Origin of the sequence: Bilifractor sp. HCP3S3_D3 (genome assembly GCF_052063915.1) — a bacterium.
Lineage (GTDB): Bacteria > Bacillota > Clostridia > Lachnospirales > Lachnospiraceae > Bilifractor.
On record NZ_JBQHWP010000022.1, the window covers coordinates 21,476 to 48,103 of the forward strand.

General features: G+C 50.4%; 20 protein-coding genes, 2 tRNA genes and 1 other RNA gene. 18 read left to right on the top strand and 5 right to left on the bottom strand.

The annotated features are described in order from the left end of the window. Positions 1-20: 20 nt before the first annotated feature. Positions 21-1,397, bottom strand: coding sequence for an MATE family efflux transporter (locus ACTNDI_RS11870; RefSeq protein ID WP_441101195.1), 1,377 nt, complete (start codon positions 1,395-1,397; stop codon positions 21-23). A gap of 366 nt (positions 1,398-1,763) precedes the next feature. Between ACTNDI_RS11870 and ssrA the strand changes: the two genes are divergently transcribed. Continuing rightward, positions 1,764-2,118: a transfer-messenger RNA gene (ssrA, locus tag ACTNDI_RS11875) on the top strand. 355 nt (positions 2,119-2,473) lie between these two features. On the opposite strand, the gene ACTNDI_RS11880 is transcribed toward ssrA, so the two are convergent. Both ACTNDI_RS11880 and ACTNDI_RS11885 read right to left on the bottom strand, forming a co-directional pair. Beyond that, complete coding sequence (locus tag ACTNDI_RS11880) at positions 2,474-2,809, bottom strand: branched-chain amino acid transporter permease (RefSeq protein WP_441101196.1); 336 nt, start codon at positions 2,807-2,809, stop codon at positions 2,474-2,476. Further along, positions 2,802-3,713 carry an AzlC family ABC transporter permease gene (locus tag ACTNDI_RS11885; protein WP_441101197.1) on the bottom strand — a complete coding sequence of 304 codons (912 nt, stop codon included), beginning with the start codon at positions 3,711-3,713 and terminating at the stop codon, positions 2,802-2,804. The genes ACTNDI_RS11880 and ACTNDI_RS11885 overlap by 8 nt, the downstream gene beginning before the upstream one ends. Positions 3,714-4,028: 315 nt before the next feature. On the opposite strand from ACTNDI_RS11885, the gene ACTNDI_RS11890 reads away from it, so the two are divergent. The 3 genes from ACTNDI_RS11890 (at position 4,029) to ACTNDI_RS11900 (ending at position 7,146) form a co-directional block, all read left to right on the top strand. Beyond that, positions 4,029-4,760 (top strand): glycosyltransferase family 2 protein, encoded by a 732-nt coding sequence (locus ACTNDI_RS11890; protein WP_441101212.1) that lies wholly within the window; start codon positions 4,029-4,031, stop codon positions 4,758-4,760. 241 nt (positions 4,761-5,001) lie between these two features. Continuing rightward, on the top strand, positions 5,002-5,685 hold the full coding sequence (locus ACTNDI_RS11895) for a response regulator transcription factor (protein WP_441101198.1): 684 nt from the start codon (positions 5,002-5,004) through the stop codon (positions 5,683-5,685). Continuing rightward, entirely contained in the window at positions 5,686-7,146 is a 1,461-nt protein-coding gene (locus ACTNDI_RS11900) for an ATP-binding protein (RefSeq protein ID WP_441101199.1), read from the top strand. 48 nt (positions 7,147-7,194) lie between these two features. Here ACTNDI_RS11900 and ACTNDI_RS11905 read toward each other — a convergent pair whose 3' ends face one another. Continuing rightward, positions 7,195-8,046 carry a biotin--[acetyl-CoA-carboxylase] ligase gene (locus ACTNDI_RS11905; protein WP_441101200.1) on the bottom strand — a complete coding sequence of 284 codons (852 nt, stop codon included), beginning with the start codon at positions 8,044-8,046 and terminating at the stop codon, positions 7,195-7,197. 343 nt (positions 8,047-8,389) lie between these two features. Between ACTNDI_RS11905 and ACTNDI_RS11910 the strand changes: the two genes are divergently transcribed. From ACTNDI_RS11910 to ACTNDI_RS11930, 5 genes are all read left to right on the top strand, one after another. Next, the gene (locus ACTNDI_RS11910) at positions 8,390-8,911 is read left to right on the top strand and encodes a CarD family transcriptional regulator (protein WP_441101201.1); all 522 of its coding nucleotides are present in this window, start codon (positions 8,390-8,392) and stop codon (positions 8,909-8,911) included. A 450-nt stretch (positions 8,912-9,361) separates the two neighbouring features. Then, entirely contained in the window at positions 9,362-9,757 is a 396-nt protein-coding gene (locus ACTNDI_RS11915) for a cysteine-rich small domain-containing protein (protein ID WP_441101202.1), read from the top strand. Between the two features lie 36 nt (positions 9,758-9,793). Then, positions 9,794-11,587: a fused MFS/spermidine synthase gene (locus ACTNDI_RS11920; RefSeq protein WP_441101203.1), complete on the top strand. Its 1,794-nt coding sequence runs from the start codon at positions 9,794-9,796 to the stop codon at positions 11,585-11,587. 14 nt (positions 11,588-11,601) lie between these two features. Beyond that, positions 11,602-12,435: a Cof-type HAD-IIB family hydrolase gene (locus ACTNDI_RS11925; protein WP_441101213.1), complete on the top strand. Its 834-nt coding sequence runs from the start codon at positions 11,602-11,604 to the stop codon at positions 12,433-12,435. A gap of 133 nt (positions 12,436-12,568) precedes the next feature. Beyond that, the gene (locus ACTNDI_RS11930) at positions 12,569-13,198 is read left to right on the top strand and encodes a DUF2284 domain-containing protein (RefSeq protein ID WP_441101204.1); all 630 of its coding nucleotides are present in this window, start codon (positions 12,569-12,571) and stop codon (positions 13,196-13,198) included. 200 nt (positions 13,199-13,398) lie between these two features. Here ACTNDI_RS11930 and ACTNDI_RS11935 read toward each other — a convergent pair whose 3' ends face one another. Continuing rightward, complete coding sequence (locus ACTNDI_RS11935) at positions 13,399-14,550, bottom strand: DUF4317 domain-containing protein (protein ID WP_441101205.1); 1,152 nt, start codon at positions 14,548-14,550, stop codon at positions 13,399-13,401. Positions 14,551-14,688: 138 nt separating this feature from the next. Here ACTNDI_RS11935 and ACTNDI_RS11940 point away from each other — a divergent pair. The 9 genes from ACTNDI_RS11940 (at position 14,689) to ACTNDI_RS11980 (ending at position 26,353) form a co-directional block, all read left to right on the top strand. Further along, a tRNA-Glu gene (locus ACTNDI_RS11940) sits at positions 14,689-14,760 on the top strand. Between the two features lie 282 nt (positions 14,761-15,042). Next, a tRNA-Glu gene (locus ACTNDI_RS11945) sits at positions 15,043-15,114 on the top strand. Between the two features lie 190 nt (positions 15,115-15,304). Continuing rightward, a complete protein-coding gene (nagA, locus tag ACTNDI_RS11950; protein WP_441101214.1) occupies positions 15,305-16,540 on the top strand; it encodes an N-acetylglucosamine-6-phosphate deacetylase in 1,236 nt (411 codons plus the stop codon). 221 nt (positions 16,541-16,761) lie between these two features. Continuing rightward, positions 16,762-17,433 carry an HAD family hydrolase gene (locus ACTNDI_RS11955; RefSeq protein WP_441101206.1) on the top strand — a complete coding sequence of 224 codons (672 nt, stop codon included), beginning with the start codon at positions 16,762-16,764 and terminating at the stop codon, positions 17,431-17,433. A gap of 144 nt (positions 17,434-17,577) precedes the next feature. After that, on the top strand, positions 17,578-19,506 hold the full coding sequence (locus tag ACTNDI_RS11960; RefSeq protein WP_441101207.1) for a DNA gyrase/topoisomerase IV subunit B: 1,929 nt from the start codon (positions 17,578-17,580) through the stop codon (positions 19,504-19,506). A gap of 18 nt (positions 19,507-19,524) precedes the next feature. Then, the gene (locus tag ACTNDI_RS11965) at positions 19,525-21,762 is read left to right on the top strand and encodes a DNA gyrase/topoisomerase IV subunit A (protein ID WP_441101208.1); all 2,238 of its coding nucleotides are present in this window, start codon (positions 19,525-19,527) and stop codon (positions 21,760-21,762) included. A 293-nt stretch (positions 21,763-22,055) separates the two neighbouring features. Next, positions 22,056-22,592, top strand: coding sequence for a MarR family winged helix-turn-helix transcriptional regulator (locus ACTNDI_RS11970; RefSeq protein WP_441101209.1), 537 nt, complete (start codon positions 22,056-22,058; stop codon positions 22,590-22,592). Positions 22,593-22,701: 109 nt separating this feature from the next. Beyond that, the gene (locus ACTNDI_RS11975) at positions 22,702-24,438 is read left to right on the top strand and encodes an ABC transporter ATP-binding protein (RefSeq protein WP_441101210.1); all 1,737 of its coding nucleotides are present in this window, start codon (positions 22,702-22,704) and stop codon (positions 24,436-24,438) included. A 1-nt stretch (position 24,439) separates the two neighbouring features. Continuing rightward, on the top strand, positions 24,440-26,353 hold the full coding sequence (locus ACTNDI_RS11980) for an ABC transporter ATP-binding protein (protein WP_441101211.1): 1,914 nt from the start codon (positions 24,440-24,442) through the stop codon (positions 26,351-26,353). Positions 26,354-26,628 lie beyond the last annotated feature (275 nt).

Below are 26,628 nucleotides of genomic sequence, written 5' to 3' on the forward strand. Positions count from 1 at the left end.
ATTACAGGCGGGGCTGACGGTCAGGAAGATGTCTTCCGGATAATTGCGCGGAACATGAGAAGAACGTACAGACCAGCGGTAATCCATGCTGACTGATGGGTCCAGCAGATGGTTGTGAATCCAAGAACCGGGAGCGTTCCGAGTGCGAAAGCTGTGCGGGCAATCATTTCGATGACACCGGAGAAGATCGCCTTGCCGGGCTGCCCCATTCCCTGAATCGCGGGGCGGAATACATTGACAGAGGTGACCAGCCAGAACGTGAATCCAACGGTTCTCAGAAACTGCGCGGTGATATCCAGAATCCGGGAGGAATCCGGGGATTCATTTAGAAAGAGCATCGCAATGTCTCTTCCGGTTAAGGCCATGAGCGAGCCAAAGATCACGCCATACAGCAGGCCCATGAGGAAACCCTCCCGGACACCCTTCCGTATGCGGTCATATTTTCCCGCACCAAAGTTCTGCCCCACATACGTCGCGATCGAAGAGGACAGAGCGACATACGGACACATGACAAACTGCTCGATCCGGTCACCCGCCGTGTATCCGGCGACATAAAGACTGCCAAGACTGTTGTTGCAGGCCTGCATAACCATGCTTCCAATTGCTGTGATGGAAAACTGCAGTCCCATCGGAAGGCCCATGACAAGCAGGTTTCTGGCGTATCTTCCGCTCCATACCCGATCTTCCTTCTGAGGATGCAGCAATTTCATGCTGCGCGCAATGTACAGAAGACACATCAGACCACTGAGCGCCTGGCTGGTGATGGTTGCGACAGCAGCTCCGGCAACGCCCCATTTCAGAACAGCTACGCAGAACAGATCCAGAAAGATATTCAGCGATGCGGCAATGGCAAGAAACAGAAACGGCTCCCGGCTGTTCCCCACTGCACGGAGAAGCGAAGCCTGCATATTATAGAAAAACGTAAAGGGCAGGCCGAGAAAAATGATGAGCAGATACTGATCCGCGTCACGGCGGATGCCTTCCGGCGTGTGCAGGACCTGGATGATCTGCGGACATAAAATGGCCGTAGCCGTCGTCAGTACAGCGGCACAGAGAATGGTGAGGATCACGGTGTGGTAGATGTACCGGCGCATTTCCTGCATTTTGCGGGCGCCGAAACGCTGGGCAACCGGTATGGCGAACCCGTCACAGGCACCGCTGCAGAATCCGATTACCATAAACTGGACACTGGAGGAGGCGCCGACCGCCGCCAGTGCGCTCGCGCCGAGAAGTCTTCCGACGATGATAGAATCAACCATATTGTAAGTCTGCTGTACAAGCTGTCCCAGCAAGACCGGAATCATAAAACGCAGGATGAGACGGAATGGACTTCCTTCTGTCATGCGGCGGATTCCCCCGGAAATCTGTGTATTGGTATCTGACATGATTTCTGACATGATATTTTTTCCCTTCTATAGTCGCCGGCAGCTTATTATTGAAACAAATGGATCAGCCCCATGCATATGTTAAAACGCATAGATCAAGCAGTCCCATGTATATATTAAAACGCATAGATCAGCTGTGTAATATTGCGAATGAAAAGGCCTGATCGGGCGCCGTTGATGATTCTATCATGCATAGCCGTGCTGTCAAGATACCTTATACTATTTGCAATTGAGAACACGGAGAAAGGGGAAACTGTAAGAGCAACCCGTTGACATCGGCAATAAGCTGTGGTATCTTAAGGAATACTGAATCATATACCAGAGGGACGCTTTCCGTGTCGGAAGGCGGTTCCGTTATTAGCTGTATGATTATTATACGGGCTAGTACTGGTTTCGACGGGGATTTTGAAGTTCGGGAAGCCATCCGTGGAAGCCGTGACCACGTAAAAACATGACAATTAAATTTAAACGCTGATAACGATAGTTACGCGCTTGCTGCTTAACTAAAGCAGCTGTCGGGCAGGAGGGTTCCCGTGCCTTCCTGTTTCGGCATTATCCAAGACGGGGAACTGTCATGCCAAAGCTTTGAGGTATGGCGGATTTTATGAAGCTACTGAAACCGTAAGCCTGTCAGGCGGCATACGGCAGAGGGAATGTCAATAGACTGACTGTGATGGAAGAAGCCGGACAGAGAGGTTTTCGGACGCGGGTTCGATTCCCGCCTGGTCCACTTGAAAAAATCCCGGAGATCCTTTATTTACAAGGGTTTCCGGGATTTTTTGTTTTGTGTTTGTTTGCAAATTGTTAGATCATAATGGGCTTTATTCTTTCGTCTGCTCCGTACGAAAGAGCTTCGCATACTTTTTCTTCATACTCTTTCTTTAAGAAGAGCTTCGCATTTTCTATAAAGAATTTGCGGAGCTGTTTTTTTACGCGAACAGTGAGCCGCAGCCGAATGCGAAGTATTCGTGTGCGGCGAGTGTCGCGATAGCGAGATAAAACTCGCGCAGCGTGTTTTATCTCGTTTACCTGTGTTCATTTGATGACGTGCTGTCTGCGGCTCTTTTATTATGCTGTCAGAATCACTGTCAGAACACAAAATGTACCAGAAGCATGTAGCAGGCGGTTCCACCGGCCATGGGAAGAATCATCCCTTTCTTCCAGACAAAGAGCGCTATGACTACAGCGATGGATATAAGCTCCGGGAGCCCGTGGTGCGCGCCGGCAAAATTCACATTTCGCAGGCAGTAGATGACCAGAAGGCCGAAGACGGCAGGCGCCAGCACCTTGCCGAGGTAGTTGATGACCCGGGGGATTTTTTTCCCTTCCGGGAACAGGATATATGGAAGAAACCGGGTCAGGACGGTGCCGAGAACGGCAACTCCGATGGTTATGAACTGCTGGTATAGCGGCATATCAGTCATGGCGTTCCTCCTTCGTGACTGTTCCTGTCTTTGCTGTGTCTGTACTTGTGCCTGCTGTGACTGTTCCTGTCTTTGCTGTGTCTTTGCTTGTGTCTGATGCTTCTATACTTGTCTTTGCTGTGTCTGTGCCTGTGTCTGCTGTGTCTGTACGTGCCGCTGTTTTTTGCAGTTCAGCAGGAGCACCGGACGGATCCAGAAATCTGCGGAAGCTCATGAGAAGTGCCAGTATGAGTATCATGGCGGGTATGATGAAATGATCCGCGCCAAAAATGAGCAGGGCCACCACGGAGCCGAGGATGCCGATCAGCTCGGGAATATGATCCTTTATCAGGGTTTTCATACGCGTGCCGTCCTTCATCCACTGATTCATCAGAATTACAACAAACATGGCAGTCATGACAAAATCAAGGCCTTCGACATCAAAGGTAATGAGACCTCCCAGAAGGCCTCCTAGAGTCGTCCCAAGTGTCCAGTACATCTGATCCAGAAATGAAATCCAGAAATAAAAGCTGCCGCGGTCTACGCCTTCCGGAGCAGGAGTGGTATAGATGACGGAAAAGGTTTCATCACTGGTGGTGTAAATGAGATAAAACTTTTTCCAGCCGACGTTCCGGTAAGTTTTGAGAAGGGAGATTCCGTAGAACAGGTGGCGGGCACCGACCATGATTGCCGTGACAAAGACGGACAGGGGATGGAAGGCAGACAGAAGCATGGAGACCAGAAGGAACTCCATAGACCCGGTATAGACGATCAGCGCCGTCAAAGTCGGATACCACCAGGGAAAGCCAGATGTCCGCATGAGAATGCCGTAGGTGATCCCGAGAAAGATATAGCCCGCCATTACCGGTATGGTATGGGGAAAGGCGGAACGGAAAGCACTGTGAGAATTTTTGATGTCGTTCATAAGGACTGCTCCGAAAACAAGAAGAATGTAATGAATGAAGGATAAATACCGGACAAAACAAAGAACAACAGCGGTCCGGGCCACAGAATACTTAAAGCAGGTTGGTGTTGGACAGCCATGCTTTTCTCGTAATTCGCGTAATTCAGTATACAGGATTCCATAAAAAATGCAAACGATCGGATCCGTGGCAATGGGTCGGAATTCCGGCCCAGAACTCCGGCCTGTGGGGAGATTCGGGTATTGATCGAGCCGCCGGATTCCGTTAAGCTGTAATTATTGATGCAGGCCGGGAGCCTGAAGGCTGGTTTGGAACCAATGGAGAGAAAGAAGATGGATGATGTGCTTTTTATTGTTGTGCCGGCGTACAATGAGTCAGAAAACATCAGGCAGATGGTCAGAGACTGGTATCCGGTCGTAGAGAGACACAGCGCGGGACAAAAATCACGACTGGTGGTCGTAAATGATGGGAGCCGGGACGATACCTATGAGATTCTGCAGGAGCTTGCCGTGAACATGCCTCTTCTGCAGCCGCTGACGAAACCGAACGGGGGACATGGATCGGCCCTTTTATTTGCGTACAGGTACGCAGTTGATCAGAGAGCGGATTATATCTTTCAGACGGATTCGGACAGGCAGACAGATCCTGCGGAATTTGAAGCGTTCTGGGAGCAGCGGGAATCCTTCGATGCCATCTTCGGGAACCGCACGAAGCGCGGAGACGGGAAGAATCGGGCATTTGTAGAGAAGGTGCTCTGCCGGATACTGAAGTATTATTTCAGGGTGTCTGTTCCGGATTCGAACGCGCCGTTTCGTCTGATGACAAGAGCTTATCTGGAGGAGTTTCTTCCGATGATGCCGGCGAACTACAATCTTCCGAATGTCATGCTGACGACCTTTGGCGTCCGCTTTCACAAAAGGGTGAAGTTCATTCCGATTACATTCGGACCGCGTCAGGGAGGAAAGAATTCCATGAACGTAAAGAAAATTGTGAAGATCGGCTGGCAGGCGCGAAAAGACTTCAGAATGTTCCGGAAGTATACAGGCTGAAGCCAAATGATCATTTGCTCCGCGACTCATCACATTTTTTACACAATGTTTCTCTATAATTATAATTGTATGGGTTCGATGAGTATATAACAGCCGATCAGAAGCTGGTGTTTGTTTGAAAAAAGAATGACATGCATTGCAGGCGCCGGTTGTGTTACCTTTGATCATAACAGGCGAAAGGATGCGCTGCATTGCATGAGAAGGTCATCCCTGAATTGTATCAGATAAGGAGAAATGGGATATGGACAAACTAAAGGTAATGGTAGTTGATGATGAAGCGAGGATGAGAAAGCTGGTCAGAGATTTCCTTGTAAAAGATAATTTTAATGTCATTGAGGCTGCAGACGGGGAAGAGGCTCTGAGCAAATTTTATGAGGATAAGGATATTGCGCTGATCCTGCTGGATGTCATGATGCCGAAGATGGACGGCTGGCAGGTCTGCCGCGAGATCAGGAAGGAATCAAAGGTTCCGATTATCATGCTGACAGCGAGAGGCGACGAGAGAGACGAGCTTCTGGGCTTTGATCTGGGGGTTGACGAGTATATCTCCAAGCCCTTCAGCCCGAAGATTCTGGTGGCGAGGGTTGAGGCAATCCTCCGCAGGACGAATAAGATGAACCAGAACGATATTCTGGAGGCAGGCGGAATCGAGATCAACAAATCCGCTCACCAGGCGTCTGTGAACGGGCAGCCCATCGAGCTGAGTTTCAAGGAATTTGAGCTGCTCACATATTTTCTCGAGAATCAGGGAATTGCGTTGTCCCGGGAGAAGATTCTGAATAATGTGTGGAACTACGATTATTTCGGTGACGCGCGGACGATTGATACGCATGTGAAGAAGCTGAGAAGCAAGATGGGGAGCAAGGGCAACTATATCAAGACCATCTGGGGCATGGGGTACAAGTTTGAAGTGGACAATGAATAAATGAAGAAATCACTGAGAAAGAGGATCGCCCTGACTTTTATCCTGATCATGGCTATGTTCATAGCGATGATCGGTGTGTTTGAGTATTTTTTTGTTGACGGGTATTATATGCGCGTCAAGATGAATAAGCTGGTGGACAGCTACAACATGGCGAATGAGGCGGACAGCGACACCATGCCGGAATCCTTTAATAAATTCGCAAATATCAACAATCTGACGTACGGAATCACCGACGCGAATATTTCACGTGTTCTGGATACCAATTCAAGGAATTCCTCGACCATGTCGGGACGCCTTTTCGGCGTGATCATGGGGAAGGAAGAGGGGAATTACGCGAAGGTAAAGGAGACGGAGAAGTATTCGGTCATCCGGATTCAGGACCGTTTTGCCGGCATTGAGTATTTGGAGCTGTATGGAACGCTGGAAAACGGCGACTACTATCTGGTGCTGACTCCGGCGCAGAGCATTGCCGAGGCCGCGCAGATCTCTGTCCGCTATTATCTGTACCTTGGCTTCCTGGCAATTGTCATCGGCGCGATCAGCATCTGGTTTGTCACAAAGCGGATTGTAGAGCCGATCCTGGAGCTGAACAGCCTGTCCAAGCGAATGGCGGATCTTGATTTTGACGCACATTATACCAGCGGCGGAGAAGATGAGATCGGAGAGCTGGGGAAAAACTTCAACGTGATGTCGGATAAACTGGAGACGGCGGTGAGCGACCTGAAGAGCGCAAACGCCAGACTGGAGAGAGATATCGCGGAAAAAATTCAGATCGATGAGATGCGGAAGGAATTCCTGGGAAATGTGTCCCATGAACTGAAGACGCCGATCGCGCTGATTCAGGGATATGCGGAAGGACTGAAGGATAATGTCAATGACGATCCGGAGAGCCGGGATTTTTACTGCGATGTCATCATCGATGAATCCAAGAAGATGAACCATATGGTGCGCCAGCTTCTGACACTGAACCAGCTGGAGAACGGCAATGACCAGCTCAGCATGGAGCGGTTTGAGCTCGTCGAGCTGATAAACGGAGCCGTGGCGCATGAGAAGCTGATGATCGAGCAGAAGAAAGCGCGGATTATCCTGAACGCGAAGGCTCCGATTTACGTCTGGGGTGATGAGTTCAAGATCGAGGAAGTGATTACCAACTATCTGACCAATGCGCTGAATCATCTGGAGGGTGACGACAGAATAGAAATCACCTGCACCGAGAAGGACGGGATCGTTACAACCACGGTGTTCAACAGCGGGAAGCCGATACCTGAGGAGTCGCTCGACAAAATTTGGGAGAAGTTCTATAAGGTGGATAAGGCAAGAACCAGAGCCTACGGCGGCAGCGGAATAGGTCTGTCCATCGTGAAGGCGATCATGGATGCGCATCAGCAGAAATGCTGGGCCACCAACTACAAAAACGGCGTGGCCTTCTCCTTCACGCTGGAAAGCAAAGTTGAGATTTGAAGAAAAAACATCGCCGCATCGTTCTCTGGAACGGTGCGGCTTTACTTTTCATTCCGGATTGCCCTCTTCGCTCAGGTGGTATTCCTTGTATTTCTGCAGAAAACCATCCGGGTGTTCGAAATCCGTGTGCATCAGCCTTGCGGTGATGTTTGCGGCCAGCTGACTGCGCGTACAGCCGCCTCCGATCGAGGCATACTGCACCGGCGTTTTTTCCGGGAAAATCGAGGTTGTGAGGTTTAGACCGATGCCGATGCATACCTCCTGAAGTTTTCCGGATTCCAGATCGGTGCTGGTTGCTTCACAGAGGATCCCGCCTATCTTGTGAGATCCGTCATAGAGATCATTTACCTTGCGGATCTGAAGAGACCGGCCGGTCAGTTCCCTCACTGCTTCGACAGCCGCGACAGCGGCGGCACGGCTTACCAGCTGAAACTTCGTCAGAATGAGGTTCAAAGGGAGAAGAAGCGTCATGTAGAGACCGGTAGAAGCCGGAGAGTAGAAGCCGGATCCGTTGTGTCCGCGTCCCTGTGTCTGCCGTTCACCGATGATAAGGGCGGCGCTTGAAAAGCCATCTGCGATCATGCGCTGCGCCTCCAGATTCGTGGAATCGATTTCCCGGAAGAGGCAGATCCTGATACGGCAGGAACCATCCGCGAGAAACATGTCATCCGGAAGCTCGGAACGGATGCTGTCCTCGGAAACAATGTCAGAGGATTCCCTCAGATAATAGCCTCTCTTCCGGTCAGAGAGGATGGGATATCCTTCGCTTTTTAATGAATTGACGGCCTTCCAGATGGCATTTCTGGAGACACCGTACCGGTCCGCAAGATCCTGCCCGGAAACCGGATTTCCTATATTCTGCTGCAGCTCTCTCAGAATCTGTTCTTTTACTTTTACCATTGTGCACTCCTCGCCGGTTCCTATTATACCACAGTAAATGCCCGTACGATAAGTCGTGCCACATACTGTACAAGTCCCCGCGTCACTTCGCTGCTTCGCAGCTTCCGTGCCGCTAACAGGTGACCGACTTCGTCGGTCTGTCGCGGCGTTCGCCCCACCGCTTCACACTTTGTGTGAGCGGATGTGGCTCACTGCCCGCGCATATTCGTACTCCCGCAATCCCGCAGTAACTCACCATGGAAAAATTTTTGGATTTTTGCTATAATATACTCATAATTGATGACGAATGGGTGAATTTTTTTCAGCAGCTGAAGGTTAAGCACATATAGAAAAGAGGCAAAAAATGTATCAGAAAGGTGACTATGTAGTTTATGGATCAAATGGACCATGCCTCGTAATGGATGTGACTCGGCTACACATGCCGGGCTGCGACAGAAAACGTAAGTATTACGTTTTACGACCGGTTAATTCAGACAAGAGTACGATTTATTCCCCGGTAGACAATGATAAGGTGGCGATGCGTGAAATACTGGATCGTCAGTCCGCGGAGGCAATCATCGATGAAATCCCCGATATCGAATTTCTCGAGGTTGAGAGTGAAAAGTTCCGCGAAGAACAGTACAAGGATATTATCCGCAACAACAATGTCAGAGACTGTATCAGCATGATCAAGACATTGTTTGTAAAGCGGAAGAAGAGACTGGAGCAGGGCAGGAAATTCACGACGGTGGATGAGAAGTATCTCAGAGAAGCAGAAGCGATTGTTTGCAGTGAATTTTCCATTGCTCTGGGGAAGGACGCGGATGCGGTCGATCAGCTTCTCCGGAACAGATTCAAGCTCGTGAAGGAGAAGCCGAAGGCATAGGCGCGGGTCTTACATCAGAATTGGATGAGTCACGACGGTTGCTGACAGAATGAGATACGGAACAAGATATACAATGTGATAAAGAACAAGATACGGAATGAGATACCGAACAGAAGCCTGGGGACGGCCGGTTGCCGATTACCCTGCGGCTTCTTTTTTGTATCCGCTTCCAAGGCTGTGACCTGCTGCTCTGGCGTCGTTCGCGGCCGATCTGCTCCTGCGTCGTTCGCGGCCGATCTGCTCTGGCGTCGTTCGCGGCTGATCTGCTCCTGCGGCGTTTCTGGCTGATCTGCTTTACATTTTCACAGAGCTGGAATATCATGAAAAAGAACTCTGTATGCAATCTGCGGCAGGAGTATTGCTGAGAAGAATTCTGTATGCAGTTCGCGGCAGAATTGCCGCTGAGAAGAATGCTGAATATACAGAGGAAGATGAAGGAGAAAGATTTAAATGAAAAATTCCTATCGTTTTTTTGAAAATCGGGATTGCCAGTACTTTCCGTGTCATAAAGGGCTTGAGAACTTCAACTGCATGTTCTGCTACTGTCCCTTCTATCTCAGTGAGAAATGTCCGGGGAATCCTGTCTTTGTCAGCCGCGGGAACAATGAAATCATCAAGGACTGCACCGACTGCAATTTTCCTCACCGTCCGGAGAGCTACGATGTAATTATCCGGTGGATCATGCATGAGAATAAGCATCGGACTTTCAGCGAGGAGATCAGAAAAAAAGCAGTCCTTTCAAGAAAAACAGATGCATCAGCAACAGACACGTCAAGAGCGGATACATCAGGAGCGGATACATCAAGAACAGACACGTCAAGAGAAGATACAGGCGGATCCCTGTAAAATTTTCAGATGATTTAAATATGGAAAACTGACGAGATGAAAGAAAGAAAAATCCTCAAGAACAAAGCATATCTTTACCTGACAGAATTTTTCGCGGGCATGGCTGTCATGGCCGTGGAGCTTGGAGCTAGCCGTCTTCTGGCTCCTTATTTTTCGTCCTCACAGATCGTCTGGACCATCATCATTTCCACGATCATGATCGCGATGGCTCTGGGAAATATCTATGGGGGCAGAAGCGCGGACAAAAATCCGGATCCTGACAGGCTTTATCGCCGGCTGCTGATCGCCGCGGTATGGACGGCAGCCATACCGGTACTTGGCAAATACATTATTCTTCTGATCACAGGCATTCTGATCGTCACGATCAGCAGCAATCTTCTGATTGCTGCGGGCTTTCTCGCGTGTATGGTCATTTTCGTATTTCCCTGCTTTCTGCTCGGTACTGTGACGCCGTCTCTTACCAAATATGCGGTCCGAAGTCTGGATGACAGCGGAAGCACCGTGGGAAGGCTCGGCGCCGCGAATACCGTGGGCAGCATCATCGGCACCTTCACGCCGACCTTCATCACAATTCCGACGGTTGGAACGTCGGTGACATTCCTGATTTTCTCGGGTATTCTTCTGGCACTTGCCATGATCTATTTCATCAGCGCCAACACCGGAAGAATCCGTTGTCTGGTATCGGTGATCTTGTTTGTGGTGTGCAGTGTCTTCGGCCATTCCGGACATTTTGCGTTCTGGAACAATTCTCTGGCTTACGAAGGCGAATCCATCTACAACTATCTGCAGGTTCAGGAGGACAAGGATACAGTAATCCTCTCAACCAACGTCCTTTTCGGCATTCAGTCGATCAGCAGAAAGGACGGGTCGCTGACAGGAATGTATTACGATTATGCGATGGCTGCGCCTGTGATGGCAGGATTCGTGCCGGATGAAGAGGTGAGTGAGGCTTCCGATAAGGAGAGCGGGTCAGGTGACGATTCGGCAGCAGACGTGGATGCGGGAGCGCGGGCAGTATCCGATGCGGGAGCGCAGGCAGAATCGGACGCGGGAGCACAGGCAGTATCCGATGCGGGAGCTCAGGCAAAATCGGATGCGGGAGACCGGGAAGAATCGCGTGCGGGCGATGCCTGTGACATCCTGATTCTTGGAAACGGATCAGGAACGTACGCAAAGGAGTGCGCAAATTACTTCCCGGACGCGAAGATTCAGGGAGTGGAGATCGATCAGAAAATCACAGATCTTGCCGGCAGGTATTTTGACATGCCGGATTCCGTAAAGGTCGCTGCCTACGACGGGCGGGCGTATCTGGAGGCGGACCGGCACACCTATGATGTAATCATGGTGGACGCCTACCAGGATATTTCGGTGCCTTTTCAGATGTCCTCCGTGGAATTTTTCAACATGGTAAAGGAACATCTGAAACCGAACGGAGTCATGGTAGTGAACATGAATATGCGCGCATCGGGCGAAAAATCCATCAACAGCTATCTCTCTGACACAATCTCCGCTGTATTTCCTTCTGTGTATACGGTCGATGTGAAGGGATACACAAACCGCGAGCTTTTTGCACTCAATGAGGATCTGGATATGGATACCCTCAATGATCGTCTGGACAGGATTGGAGATCCGGATCTAAAGGCGCTGCTGAAAAAGGTTTGCGGAAATCTCAGACAATACCGGAGGGGAGACCTTCTGCTCACCGACGATAAGGCACCGGTGGAGCTCCTGAGCATGCGCGCAATCGATCAGATTATCAATGATGAGCTTGCGTACTATAAAAAACTCTTCAGAGAAAAGGGTATTCAGGGGGTACTGAATGAGCTCTGAGAATATAAGGATTGGTGAAAAAGTTGAACAAGAAAACGGTGTTTCTGGACATTGACGGAACGCTTACAAATTTTCGGGGAGAGCTTCCGGAATCGGCGGAATATGCCCTCCGGGAAGCGGCAAAACGTGGACATGATATGGTGATCTGCTCGGGAAGGACATACGCGCAGATTTACGCGTGGATCCGGGAGAGCGATTTGTTTCAGGGGATCGTCAGCGGTGCGGGAACCATGGTGCGCAGTCGGGGAGAGATTGTTTTTCGCAGATATGTGGAACATGAGAAAACAAGCATGCTTCTGGACTATCTGGATGAGATCGGAAGTCTTTATTTTCTCCAGGGAGATTCCGGAATTTATTGCCCGCGGGACAGAAGGGAAGAGGTCCTGCAGCTGTTCGGCGGAACGGAGGAGACCCTGGAAGAAAAATCAAAGCTGCTTGGCAGAATTACTTTTACCGATGCGCCGAAGGATAGCCCCGAGGTGAATAAATTTGTTTTCTACGGTGCGGGCCGGTCAATCCGGCAGATGCAGGAGGACCTCAGCAAATATTTCACTGTTGTGGAGACGAGCTTCAAGCTCGGAGATACGGTGGACGGCGAAATCACGATGAACGGATATGACAAGGCCTTCGGCATGCAGCGGTATCTTGACGCGAACGGGGGCCGGAGAGAAGATACCATCGCCTTTGGTGACGGACCGAACGATTTTGAGATGCTGGATTATGCGCAGGTGGGAGTGGCGATGGGAAACGCTCTGCCTGCGCTCAAAAAGACGGCGGATCTCGTCACAGATCCGGTAGATGAAGACGGACTGATGCATGTCTTTCAGAAACTGGGGCTGATCTTATGATGAAAGCGTAAAGGGCACCGGGACGGGTTATATGATGGAAATGTAAAAGGCACTGGGATTGATTGTATAAGAAGTTGAGAGCATCGGGTGGATCTGGTGATGCCTGTTATATGATTGATGCGAGGAGGTAATTATGATGGAGAGCAGCGGACAGGAAAAAAGAGAATTTGTTCAGGAAAACAGCAAAGCGGATAGTATAAGAGATACTCTTCAGAAGGAAGTGCTGAAGATGGCAGAGGATGCCGGATTTTCGCACATGGCGCTGGCGGACAGAGCAACCTGGCATACCATGAAGGAAGTGCGTGACATGTGCGCGGCGGATAAATGCAATGCATATGGACATAGCTGGACCTGCCCGCCTGCCTGCGGGACGATTGAAGAGTGTCAGGCAAGGATGATGGAGTATGATTGGGGCGTTCTGGTTCAGACAACACAGATGCTGGAAGATTCCATGGATTATGAGGGTATGATGGAGGGAGAGAAGACCCAGAAGGAACATTTCTCGGATTTTCTTCAGAGGCTGAGAGAGAAGCATATTGACGTGCTGGCGCTGTCAAGCGGCGGATGCAGAATCTGCCGCAAATGTTCGTATCCGGATTCTCCGTGCCGCTTCCCGGAGAAGGCGCATTCATCCATGGAGGCCTATGGCCTTCTGGTGAGCCAGGTCTGCAAGGACAACAACCTTGGGTATTACTATGGGAAGGATACGGTAACATACACGGGGCTGATGCTGGTGAAGGAGCATTCGGGTTCTGCGAAGTAACCGGGCTCTCCCGGGCAAACAGTACGGCAGCAAGGTGGCTAATCCCATAATCCCGTGCAGAGGCGGTGTCTTTACGACGAAGAATATTTACGAGTAAGCCGTCAAAGAGGACTTTCTGTAAACGATCTCCGGCAAAGGATGCTCATCATGCCCGCAGCGGCACATGTCCGGGGATTGCCGGAATCCCCGGGCATGCAGGATCAGGAATTGCTTTGGGAGTCGGAGATGTGTCCGGAATTGATCCGTATACCATTGACTTCAACGTTGTCGGTAACCGGAATCAGAATATATTCGATGCCGTCGATCATCCGGGTCTCGATCAAATCTGCCCTGGAGGAATCAATGGAGATCTTCACATCATCGGATTTCACCTCGAACTTGCCGGGAGTGGCGATGTTGGAGGCGAGGATGTGCTTATCCCCGGACGGATCGTCATTGTAGGTTTCTTCGAAATGTTCGATCTGCTCCTGCTCGGCTCCGCAGCTTTCAAGGAAGTGACGAATTTCGTTCTTGTCGAGAGGCGTCGGCTCCGGATCGTCTTTTTTCCCCTCCAGAAGCGCATTTAGATTCCGGTGCACTGTCTTCGCCACCTCAAAATCACAGTGATCACTGAAGGTGTCCTCAATGATCTGATCAAAGGTTTCTTTCTGGTCACCGGCCGTCATCGGAAGGCTGCAGCCGAGGATATCGTCCGGAATCTCAGGATGGAGAAGCTCTGCGTTTTTGGAATAGTAGAGGATGGAGTGAATGTCAGTATTCCGGTCATTAAAGGCGGGGAAGAGGAAGCCTGTCTCGGGCATCTGCACCATCCAGTCCTGCGTCTTGTCGATGAAGGAATTCGTGGGAGCATCGAACACCAGGCCGGGCTTTGACAGAGACACCGGGCAGATGCTGCACATGATAAAGGAATATACGTAGTCCGAGGCATCGAACATCTCTTCGTGATCTGTTCCGTGACCGGGAACATCGTAATTTCCGTGGATCAGAAGGATGAGATAGTTCTCTGCGTAGAGATAGGAGCTGATGATCTTGTCGTAAAAGGCGGAGATCAGCTCGTCGTCCTCCAGCCGGCTGTCTCTTAGAGCCATCAGGTCCTTCTGATGTCCGCCCTCCGCCTCTTCGTTGAGCGGAAACTCGAGGTTCAGTAGATTTTTTCCGACCTGTCCGGAGAGCGTCTTCTTGAAGATATCTGTATATTTGTGGATCTCTTCCTCGGGAAGAGAGAGAAACGCCTCCTTCATCTCCGAGATCTTATTCTTGTGACCGTCCACATAGCAGCCGCAGATCCGGTCAACCCGGCAGTCGTCGGGCTTAAATAGTTTCCTGATTTCAAGTACTTCTTTTTTATTCATATAAAACCTCCTGTTAACTGTAACAAGTATAACTGATTCGATTTGCGAAAAAAAGTCGAAAAATGAGTCGAAAAAAGTCTTTCTTCAATTTGAAAAAAGTGCTTGCTTTTTCTCACGGTCTCTGCTATCATAGTCCTCGGTCGATTGGTCAAGCGGCTAAGACGTCGCCCTCTCACGGCGAAAACAAGGGTTCGATTCCCTTATCGACTGCTGGCAGAACATCTCGGTGTTCTGCTTTTTTGCGTATTGGGGAACTGCAGCATTGGGAAGTTGTATTCGAACAGAAAGTTTCGCACGCGCGGAAGGAGAGGAACACTTTTTTCAGCCGGGCGGAAGAAGAGGCGGGCCGTTTGTCCGGATGGAGAAGGAAATAATCCGGAGAAACTCTTTTGTGTTCGTAAAAATTAAAGTGAACTTCTCTGTTACTAATAAAGATTTTCGAAATGGAAAAATAACTTGCATTTAACAGTTGTGTCTGGTATTATAATAAACGGTCGATTGGTCAAGCGGTTAAGACGTCGCCCTCTCACGGCGAAAACAAGGGTTCGATTCCCTTATCGACTGCGGCAGAACACTTCGGTGTTCTGCTTTTTCTTTATACAAATATTGAAACATCGGGTCGCATGTTTGTAAATCAGTTGACTGCAGATGTTCAGATAGCTGAATAGGTATTTCTGGATCATGCTGGCTCCTGCTCACCGAGAATCTAACGTATTCTGAGCAGGAGCTGTTTTTGCTGGAGATAAACGAGATCATGATTATCACGAACATACAGGTATTCCTTCCGGACAAGAGCTTCCATAAAGGATGCATCGTCACGAAGGATGATAAAATAGAGCGGATATATACACAGAAAGAAGAGGAAGGATCATGGGAAATGGATGATCCGAACCTCATGGAAGATGCGTTCTCCATTTGGAGGGGAAAGCCGGGCTTCCGGGACAGACAGGATATTATTGACGGCCGGGGAGCTTATGCGATCCCCGGCCTGATTGATCTTCATTTTCATGGATGCAGAGGAGATGATTTCTGTGACGGTTCGATGGAAGCGATCAAAAGAATTGCGGAATATGAGTCGTCTGTCGGTGTGACGGCCATTGCTCCGGCTACGATGACACTTCCGGTTTCGAAGCTCGTCAGCATCCTGCGCACCTCCGCAGAATATCGAAGAGAAGTCTGTGACGAGGGCATAGCAAGACTTGTGGGCATAAATATGGAAGGACCTTTTATCAGCTCTGCAAAACGGGGTGCGCAGGACGCGAAATATATCATTCCATGTGACGCATCTGTCTGCGATCGATTTCTGGAGGCTTCCGGGGGACTGGTGAAATTTATCGGGATAGCGCCGGAAGCGTCAGAAGATGCCATTTCTTTCATCCGCCGGGTGAAGGACCGGGTTCATGTGGCGCTGGCGCATACAGACGCGGATTACGAGACAGCACTTGCGGCGTTCCGGGCGGGAGCGGATCATCTGGTGCATATGTATAATGCGATGCCGCCGTTCGGACACCGCGCTCCCGGCGTGATCGGGGCGGCCCTTGACAGCCCGAAGGTGATGTGTGAAATCATCTGTGACGGCATCCACGTCCATCCGTCCGCGATCCGGGCGGCCTTTCGGATGATGGGTGAGGAACGGATGGTTTTAATCAGCGACAGCATGAGAGGAACCGGCATGCCGGACGGGAGGTATACGCTTGGCGGGCAGGAGGTTGATGTCAGAGGAAGAAGAGCAACGCTTGTAAGGGACGGATCCCTGGCAGGTTCTGTGACAAATCTTATGAATTGCCTGCGTACGGCCGTGCGGGAAGCAGGAATACCGCTGGAAACGGCGGTTACCTGCGCGACGAGAAATCCGGCAGAGGCTCTTGGAATTCTTGATCATTACGGTACTCTCGAGGAGGGAAAAATGGCGGATGTGGTTCTCCTGGACAGAAATCTGGGGCTGCAGGGAGTCATTGTGCGCGGAAGGATGCGTGTCGGTGAAAAATGAAGGCGGCATTTATCCGGTGGGAAGACGGTTTATAGCCGGTGGACAATGAAGGCGGCTGATAACCGGTGGAAGATGAGCCGGTGGAAGATGAAAGCGGCTTTGAGCCAGTAGAAGTTAAGAGAGGCCGGGTTGACAAAAATCCGGTTCCATGGCAAATTGTAAAGCGTTAGTGTTCAGAATTGGACATATGCGAATGGCAGAGGTGGTATGAGGAAGACGGCATGAGAATACAGGATTTTGAAGGCGCGATTTTTGATCTGGACGGTACTCTGCTGGATTCGATGGGCGTGTGGCATCAGATTGATGTTGATTTTCTGGCGAAGAGGGGTATCGAGGTACCCGATGATTATCAGAAGGCTATCACGCCTCTCGGTGCCCTTGAAGCAGCGAGGTACACAATACGGAGATTCCATCTGGAGAATGACACACCTGAGGGGCTTGTCCGCGAATGGCTGGATATGGCGCAGGAGGCGTACAGCAGCCATCTTCCCCTGAAGCCTTACGCGTTAAACTTCGTGAAATATCTGAAAGAATCCGGATTGCATATCGCTGTGGCTACTTCTTCGGATGATGCGCTGGTCCGGCCATGCCTGGAGAGAACCGGACTGATGAGGCTCCTCGATGATTATTGTACGGGCAACGATGTAAAAAGAGGCAAGGGATTTCCGGATATATATCTGAAAGCAGCGGCCGCGATTGGAACCGATCCCGGGAAGACCATGGTATTTGAGGATATTGCGGAAGGCCTTAAGGGTGCGAATGCCGGCGGTTTCTACACGGTCGGCGTATACGAGAAGGCGAATTACCGGATGCACCCGGAGATGATGGAGATCGCGGACGAGTTTATTTTCTCGTTCCGTGAACTGCTGCCGGATGACCGGATGGCAGACTGATTTCCGCAAAGCGCGCGGATGTATTTTGAAGATGGTCGGGTGGCGGACTGATTTCCGCAAAGCGCGCGGATATATTTTGAAGACGGTCGGATGGCGGACTGATTTCCGCAAAGCAAACGGATTTATTTTGAAATGGAGTATGACATGGCAAAAAAAGACAGTTACAATGCATCGAGTATTCATGTTCTCGAAGGACTGGATGCGGTCCGCATGCGTCCCGGAATGTATATCGGAAGTACGGGGCGTAAGGGCCTGAATCATCTGATCTATGAGATCGTGGATAACTCCGTGGATGAGCATCTGGCAGGCTTCTGCTCGAAAATCAGTGTGGTGCTTGAAGCGGACGGTTCGTGCACCGTAACTGATAACGGGCGCGGAATTCCGGTCGGGATGCATGAAAAAGGAATGCCGGCGGAACGGCTGGTGCTTACCACTCTGCATGCCGGCGGAAAGTTTGACAACGAGGTGTACAAGACCTCCGGCGGACTTCACGGCGTTGGCTCCTCTGTTGTAAACGCGCTTTCCGTATATATGGATGTGCAGATCAGCAGAGACGGCTATATCTGGCACGACCGGTTCGAAAAGGGAAAGCCCGTGCTGGAGCTGGACAGCAGCGGCCTATTGCCTAAGCTTGGAAAAACGAAAGAGACGGGGACACGGATTAATTTTCTTCCGGACGGCGAGATTTTTGAGAAAACCAGATTTTCGGCGGAGGATTTGAAGAGCCGGCTGCATGAGACAACCTATCTGAACCCGGCTCTTGTCATCGAATTTGAAGATAAGAGGGATGGGAAGGATGAGAAGATCACCTTCTCCGAGCCGGAGGGAATCGTCGGATTCGTAAAGGAAATGAATAAGAACGAGGAGACGCTTCACGACCCGGTGTATTTCAAGGGAGAGGCGGACGGAATCCAGGTGGAGGTTGCTTTTCAGTACATCCGTGCCTTTCAGGAGAATGTTCTCGGATTCTGCAACAACATCTTCAACTCCGAGGGCGGTACTCATATCACGGGATTCAAGACGCAGTTCACGCTGACGATGAACAGCTATGCGAGAGAGCTGGGTGTTCTGAAGGACAAGGACGCAAACTTCACCGGAGCAGACATCCGCAACGGGATGACTGCTGTGGTTTCTATCAAGCATCCGGATCCGAGGTTCGAGGGACAGACAAAGACGAAGCTCGATAATCCGGATGCCGCGAAGGCGGTCAGTAAGGTTACCGGCGATGAGGTGGTGCGATATTTTGACCGCAATCTGCCGGTCCTGAAGACTATTCTGGAGTGCGCCGAGCGTTCGGCAAAGATCCGGCGTACCGAGGAAAAGGCCAAGACCAATATGCTGACGAAGCAGAAGTATTCCTTCGATGCCAACGGGAAGCTGGCGAACTGCGAGAGCAGGGATGCATCAAAGTGTGAGATTTTTATCGTCGAGGGAGATTCGGCCGGAGGGTCCGCGAAGATGGCCAGAAACCGGAATTTTCAGGCAATTTTCCCGATCCGCGGAAAGATCCTGAATGTGGAAAAAGCAACCATGGACAAGGTTCTGGCAAATGCGGAGATCAAGGGAATGATCAATGCCTTCGGGTGTGGATTTTCCGAAGGGTACGGCAACGACTTCGACATTACAAAGCTCCGTTACGACAAAATTATCATTATGGCCGATGCGGATGTTGACGGAGCTCATATATCGACATTGCTGCTCACGCTGTTCTACCGTTTTATGCCGGAGCTGATCTATCAGGGACATGTCTATATCGCCATGCCGCCGCTTTACAAGACCATTCCCTCGAAGGGTGAGGGGGAGTACCTGTACGATGACAAGGCGCTGGAAAAATACAGGAAAAATCATGCGGGAGAGAAGTTCACGCTGCAGCGGTACAAGGGTCTCGGAGAGATGGATCCCCAGCAGCTTTGGGATACCACACTGAATCCGGAAACAAGACGGATGCGGCGGGTGGAGATCGAGGACGCGCGCATGGCTTCTGAGACAACGGAGATACTTATGGGCACAAATGTTCAGCCGAGAAAGAAGTTCATCTATGATCATGCGACGGACGCAGAGCTGGATGTCTAAGAGGGAGAGAAGCATTAAATGGAAGAAATTATCAGAACCGAATATTCGGAGTTGATGCAGAAATCCTACATCGACTACGCGATGAGCGTCATCATCGCCAGAGCCTTGCCTGATGTCCGCGACGGCCTGAAGCCGGTGCAGAGGCGGGTGCTGTACGACATGATGGAGCTCGGGACCTACTATGACAGGGCTTACCGGAAATCCGCACGTATTGTCGGCGATACCATGGGTAAGTATCATCCGCACGGCGACAGTTCCATCTATGATGCACTCGTCGTGATGGCACAGGATTTCAAAAAGGGGCAGGTGCTGGTGGACGGCCACGGAAACTTCGGCTCCATTGAGGGAGACGGAGCAGCTGCCATGCGTTACACGGAGGCGCGTCTTGCGAAGATTGCGCAGGAGGTCTATCTGAAGGATCTCGACAAGGATGTGGTAAGCTTTGTTCCGAACTTCGATGAGACCGAAAAAGAGCCGGAGGTGCTCCCGGTCCGCATTCCGAACATTCTGGTCAACGGCTCTGACGGAATTGCCGTCGGCATGGCGACCAGCATACCTCCACATAATCTGGGAGAAGTGATCGATGCGGCCCGTGCCTATATCCGGAACAATAAGCTCACGAGCACACAGCTGATGAAATACATCAAGGGACCGGATTTTCCGACCGGCGGAATTGTCGTGAACCAGAAGGATCTGGCGTCCATATATGAGACGGGGTCCGGCAAGATCAGAATTCGCGGGAAGGTCGAGGTGGAGAAGGGCAAGAACGGGAAACAGCTCCTCGTCATCACGGAAATTCCCTACACCATGATCGGAGCGAACATCGGGAAATTCCTGATGGATGTGGCGGATCTGGTAGAGAGCCGGCAGGCACCGGAAATTACCGACATTTCAAATCAGTCCTCCAAGGACGGCATCCGGATCGTACTGGAACTTAGAAAAGGCGCGGACGTAGAACGGCTCAAGAACCTTCTCTACAAGAAAACCAGGCTGGAGGATACGTTCGGCGTCAATATGCTCGCAGTCGCAGGCGGGAAGCCGGAGACGCTGGGATTGAAGCAGATCCTCGATCACTTCGTGGATTTCCAGTTTGATCTGTCGACTCGGAAGTACCGGAAGCTCCTGGCGAAGGAGATGGAGAAGAAGGAGATCCAGGAGGGACTGATCAAGGCGGTTGACGTCATCGATCTGATCATTGAGATCCTGCGCGGCAGTAAAAACCAGAAGATGGCGAAGGATTGTCTGACCATGGGTGTGACGGAAGGGATTACCTTCCGTCATAAGAACAGTGAGAAGCAGGCCAGTCAGCTCTGCTTCACCCAGCGGCAGGCGCAGGCTATTCTCGATATGCGCCTGGCAAAGCTGATCGGTCTGGAGCTTGAGGCATTGTATAAGGAAAATGAGGAGACACTGGAGAAAATCGCCCGTTATGACAAGATCCTGAACGATTACGATACGATGGCGGAGGTGATCCTCGATGATCTGGCCGCAATCAAAAAGGAATATGGCCGTCCGAGAAGAACCTTCATCACGAATGCGGAGACGGTGGTCGCGGAGGAACCGGAAGAGGAGGAGACCGAGCTGGTGTTCCTTATGGACCGTTTCGGCTACGCAAGGACGATTGACGTGTCAGTCTACGAGCGGAACAAGGAGTCGGCGGACGCGGAGAGCCGGTATCTGTTTCACTGCATGAATACGGATAAGATCTGCATCTTCACCGACCTGGGTGTGATGCACACGATAAAGGTGAAGGATCTTCCTTTTACGAAATTCCGCGACAAGGGAACGCCCATCGATAATCTCTGCAACTATTCGACGGAAAACGAGCAGGTTATTTTCGCGGCACCCATGACTGAGGTCATCGGCAGGAAGCTGATTTTCGTGACTGCCGGAGGCATGGCGAAGGTGACCGACGGAAATGAATTCAACGTCACCAGGCGTTCAATCGCCGCGACAAAGCTGGCGGACGACAAGGACCGGGCGGCGTTTGTCGCCTATGCGGATGCCGGGGACTATCTCGTCCTGCAGAGCAGGGACGGCTATTTCCTCAGGATTTCCATGGCAGAGATTCCGGAGAAGAAAAAGGGAGCGCTCGGGGTGCGCGCCATGAAGCTTACGGCAGGAGACGAGGTGGAGGAAGGCTATCTCGTGACCGGACATAAAGAGCTGGATATCGAATACCGGGGAAAGAAAATCTCTCTGAATAAAATCCGTCTGATGAAGCGGGACAGCAGGGGAACCAGAGTCAAGGTGTAAAAACGGAATAATCCGCAGAGGATACGTTTTGCAGGATTTCGCCAGACGGGATGGGTGCTGTTATCTGTCTGTGCCTGACCCGGTAAGGAGGAAGTTCTCTCAGACTCACATGGGACTGCAAAATTTAGCGAATGAAATGCAAAATGTGTCTTTACAATCGATTCCTTAATCACTAAAATGTAGCGTGCTACACAATAAATGTAGCACGCTACATTTGTGCGCAGATATGCTGGCCTATCAATCATAGGATGGAAAGCATAACAAATATAAATCAGAAATTACGGTATACAAAGATGGAAAAAAGAGAAGCAACAGTAACGGAAGAGAGACTGCCGAAAAGGAGAAGGGAGGAAGCTTGTGATTCAGGACGTCCGGCGGGTGAGGAGGAGCGGCAGGAATCTGTGATACCGCTTCTGTTAATGAAAATCAACCAGCAGCTGAGAGCAAGCGCGGATCGAAATCTTGAGGAATGGGGTCTGACGCTTTCGCAGGCGCGTGTTCTCCATGTGATTGGCGAACATGGGGGCAGCGTCGCGCAAAGAGAACTGGAGCGGATCCTTGAGGTTTCCCATCCTACAGTGGTGGGATTGGTCTCGAGAATGCAGAAGAATGGATTTGTGAATATATCGATTGATACAAAGGACCATAGGAATAAAATCGTATCTTTTGCAGAAAAAGCATACAGGCATAAGGTAAGTCTGCGATGGCAGCATCTGGATGTGGATGATCATTTGCTTCGGGGTATGACGGAGGAAGAAATTCGGCAGGCCGAAATACTGCTTCGAAGGATGTACCGCAATGTCCAGGACTGGGAAGAGGGCCGTGCATAAGAGAAGGTACAGCAATAAGTAAAAATTACAGAGATCTCATTATCTGTATAAAGAGGGAAGGGAATCTCTGTTCGCAATAGATATTCATACAGAAAGAGAGGATTTACAGGTGCTAAAAACATTAATGAAAAGTCTGAGAGAGTATAAGACTCCCTCCCTGCTTTCACCGCTGTTTGTTACCTTCGAGGTTATTCTGGAATGTATCATCCCGCTGGTGATGGCTTCTTTGATTGACCACATGAAGGGCGCTTCCCTGACGCCTGTGTTTCAGGACGGTATTGTCCTGATTATTCTGGCAATGGCTTCCCTGTACTGCGGACGCAGAGCAGCCATCGAGGCGGCAAAAGGATCTGCCGGTTTTGCGAAAAATCTTCGGCAGGACATCTATTTTAACATTCAGTCGTTTTCCTTTGCGGATGTAGACAGGTTTTCCACAGCTTCGCTTGTAACCCGTATGACGACAGATGTTACAAACGTGCAGACGGCCTTTCAGATGGTAATTCGCGGCGCGGTGCGGACGCCTCTGATGATCATCTTTTCGATTGTGATGTCTCTTACGATCAATGTCCGGATGGCCCTGATTTTTATAGCGGTCATACCTTTCCTCGCTTTAGTTCTGTTTGGCATTGTTTTGTATATTCATCCGGTTTTTGTAAGAATCTTCAAGAAATATGATGCCATGAACAATTCCGTGCAGGAAAATGTGGGCGGAATCCGAGTGGTAAAATCGTTTGTCCGGGAGGATTACGAAAAAGAGAAGTTCCATAAGAGATCCGAGGATGTCTGCAGGGATTTCACTTTCGCTGAAAAGGTTCTTGCGTGGAACAATCCGACGATGGTCTTCAGCATCAGTCTCACAATGGTGCTGGTCAGCTTTATCGGAGCCCGGATAATCATTACCACAAAGGGATCGTCCCTGAGTACGGGCCAGTTATCTTCGCTGATCACATATGGAATCCAGATCCTGATTTCCATGATGATGCTTTCCATGGTTTTTGTCCTGATTATTATCTCGCAGGAGTCTGCCAACCGAATCGTTGAGGTCCTGAAATACCAGAGCACCTTGACCTCACCGGAGAACGGAAAGACTGAAATTGCGGACGGATCGGTTGTGTTTGAAAATGTATCCTTCAAATATTCCGAGAGGAGCAAGAGATTTGCGCTGTCTGACGTAAATCTGCAGATCCCCTCTGGTTCCTCTCTGGGAATCATCGGAGGCACGGGTTCTTCAAAGACCACATTAATTCAGCTGATTTCCAGACTGTATGATGTGACAGAAGGAGCGGTGAAGGTCGGCGGAACGGATGTGCGTCAGTACGATCTGGACGCGCTGCGCAATCAGGTAGCGGTTGTGCTTCAGAAGAATGTCCTCTTCTCAGGTACCATCAAGGACAATATGCGCTGGGGCGATAAAAACGCGACGGATGAGGAAATTGTCCATGCCTGCAGGCTTGCGCAGGCCGATGAGTTTATTCAGCAGTTCCCGCAGAAGTATGATACCTATATTGAACAGGGCGGTACAAATGTATCGGGCGGACAGAAGCAGAGACTCTGCATTGCGCGGGCGCTTCTGAAGAAACCGAAGATTCTGATTCTGGATGATTCCACATCCGCGGTAGATACAAAGACCGATGCACTGATCCGGAAGGCTTTCCGGGAGGAAATCCCGGATACGACAAGAATCATCATCGCGCAGCGTATTTCTTCCGTTCAGGATTGTGACAACATTATTGTGCTGGACGGCGGAAGGATCGTGGAGCAGGGCAGTCACGATCAGCTGATCGCAGCCAATGGAATATATAAAGAAATTTTTGATTCGCAGACCATGAGAAAGGAGGAAAACTGATATGCCGAGAGGAAAAGCAAAGATTACACCGGTCAAAAAGGGAACAGCCGGACGTCTGTTTCGATATATTTTTTCCCATTACAAGGCCAGAATGATTCTGGTTATAATCTGTATCGTGATCGCGGGCGTTTCTTCTACCGGAGCTACGTTCTTTCTGCAGCGACTGATTGATGATGTCATCACCCCGGGCATGAAGACCGGACTTACTGCGGTATGGCCAAAGCTTGTCCGTACGGTTATAGGGATGGCGGTCATCTACGGTGCCGGAGTTGTCGCATCCTTTCTCTATACGAGAAGCATGGCAACAGTGACGCAGGGAACGCTTATGAACTTCCGGAATGATATGTTTGATAAGATGCAGTCTCTGCCAATCAAATATTTTGACACGCATGCGCATGGAGATATCATGAGTACCTACACGAATGATACCGATGCCATCCGCCAGCTGATCGGACAGAGCCTTCCGATGGTTACACAATCGGTTCTTACCATTATTGCGATTGCCTTTATGATGCTGTACTATAGCTTCTGGCTGTCGCTTCTGGTAGCTCTTTCCATTGTTCTGATGCTTCGAGTGGCCCGGAAATATGCCGCCGCTTCTTCGAAATACATGATGCGGCAGCAGATTTCACTTGCAAAGGAAGAGGGATTTGTTGAGGAAATGATGGAAGGAACCAAGGTAATTAAGGTCTTCTGTCATGAAGGGGAGAGCAAAAAGGATTTCCTGAAAATTAACGAGCAGCTCTTTGAGGACAGCAATGAGGCAAATAAGGCGGGAAACGTGCTGATGCCGATTTTGTCCAATATGGGCAACCTTATGTATGTGCTGATCGCCTTTGTCGGCGCGATCATGGTATTTGAGGGAGCCACAAACGTCGGATTTTCCGGTTTTGGACTGATGACGGCAGGTATCATCATTTCCTATCTCGGCATGGCCCGTCAGCTGTCACAGACAATCGGTCAGATTTCCATGCAGGTGCCGATGATCGCCATGGGTATCGCCGGCGCCGGCCGTGTGTTTGAACTGATTGATCAGGAACCCGAAAAGGATGACGGATATGTGACGCTTGTCAGATGCAAAAAAGGAGAGGACGGCTCCCTTGTTGAGACAAAGGAGAAGACCGATCTCTGGGCCTGGAAGCATTTCCACAAGGCGGATGGTACGACGACCTATACCATGCTGAAGGGTGATATTGAGTTGGAGCATGTGGATTTTGGATATACGCCGGAGAAGCAGGTGCTGTATGATGTATCGCTCTATGCGAAGCCGGGACAGAAAATTGCGTTTGTAGGAGCAACCGGTGCCGGTAAGACAACCATTACGAACCTGATCAACCGTTTCTATGATATTCCGGATGGCAAGATCCGGTATGACGGCATCAACATCAACAAAATCCGTAAACCGGATCTCCGACACTCTCTCGGAATCGTCCTGCAGGACGTAAATTTGTTCACCGGCACGGTTATGGAAAATATTCGATACGGAAGGCTGGACGCCACGGATGAAGAATGCATCGCGGCGGCAAAGCTGGCGAACGCGGATGATTTCATCACAAGACTTCCGGATGGATATGATACAATGCTCACTGCAAACGGGGCGCAGCTTTCACAGGGACAGAGACAGCTGATTTCTATTGCGAGAGCCGCCGTAGCCGACCCGCCGGCCATGATTCTGGACGAGGCGACCTCCTCCATTGATACCAGAACAGAAGCGCTTGTTCAGAAGGGAATGGATAATCTGATGAAGGGCAGGACGGTGTTTGTCATTGCACACAGACTTTCCACCGTACGGAACAGTGACGCGATTATGGTTCTGGATCACGGCCACATCATCGAGCGCGGAACGCACGAGCAGCTGCTCGAGCAGAGGGGAACGTACTACCAGCTCTATACCGGAGCGTTTGAACTGGAATAAGAGAGAATATACCGGTTGTCGTCGCTAATGTTCTTGCCCACTAGTGAGCAAGCTCCCTGTGGGCCAAGAACATTGCGACTGGACTTATACAACAAACGCCTATACGATACAACTGTATAAGCTACGGATTGCTCCGTGCTTCGCACTCTCGCAATCCTACAGGCATTCGCACTTCCGTGCCGCTTGCGCGTCACTTCGTGCTCATACCTGTTGCCTTCGAAATCGCATACAGTCTCTTACACACGCTTCGCGCGTGACGATCCTGTCTGCGTTTT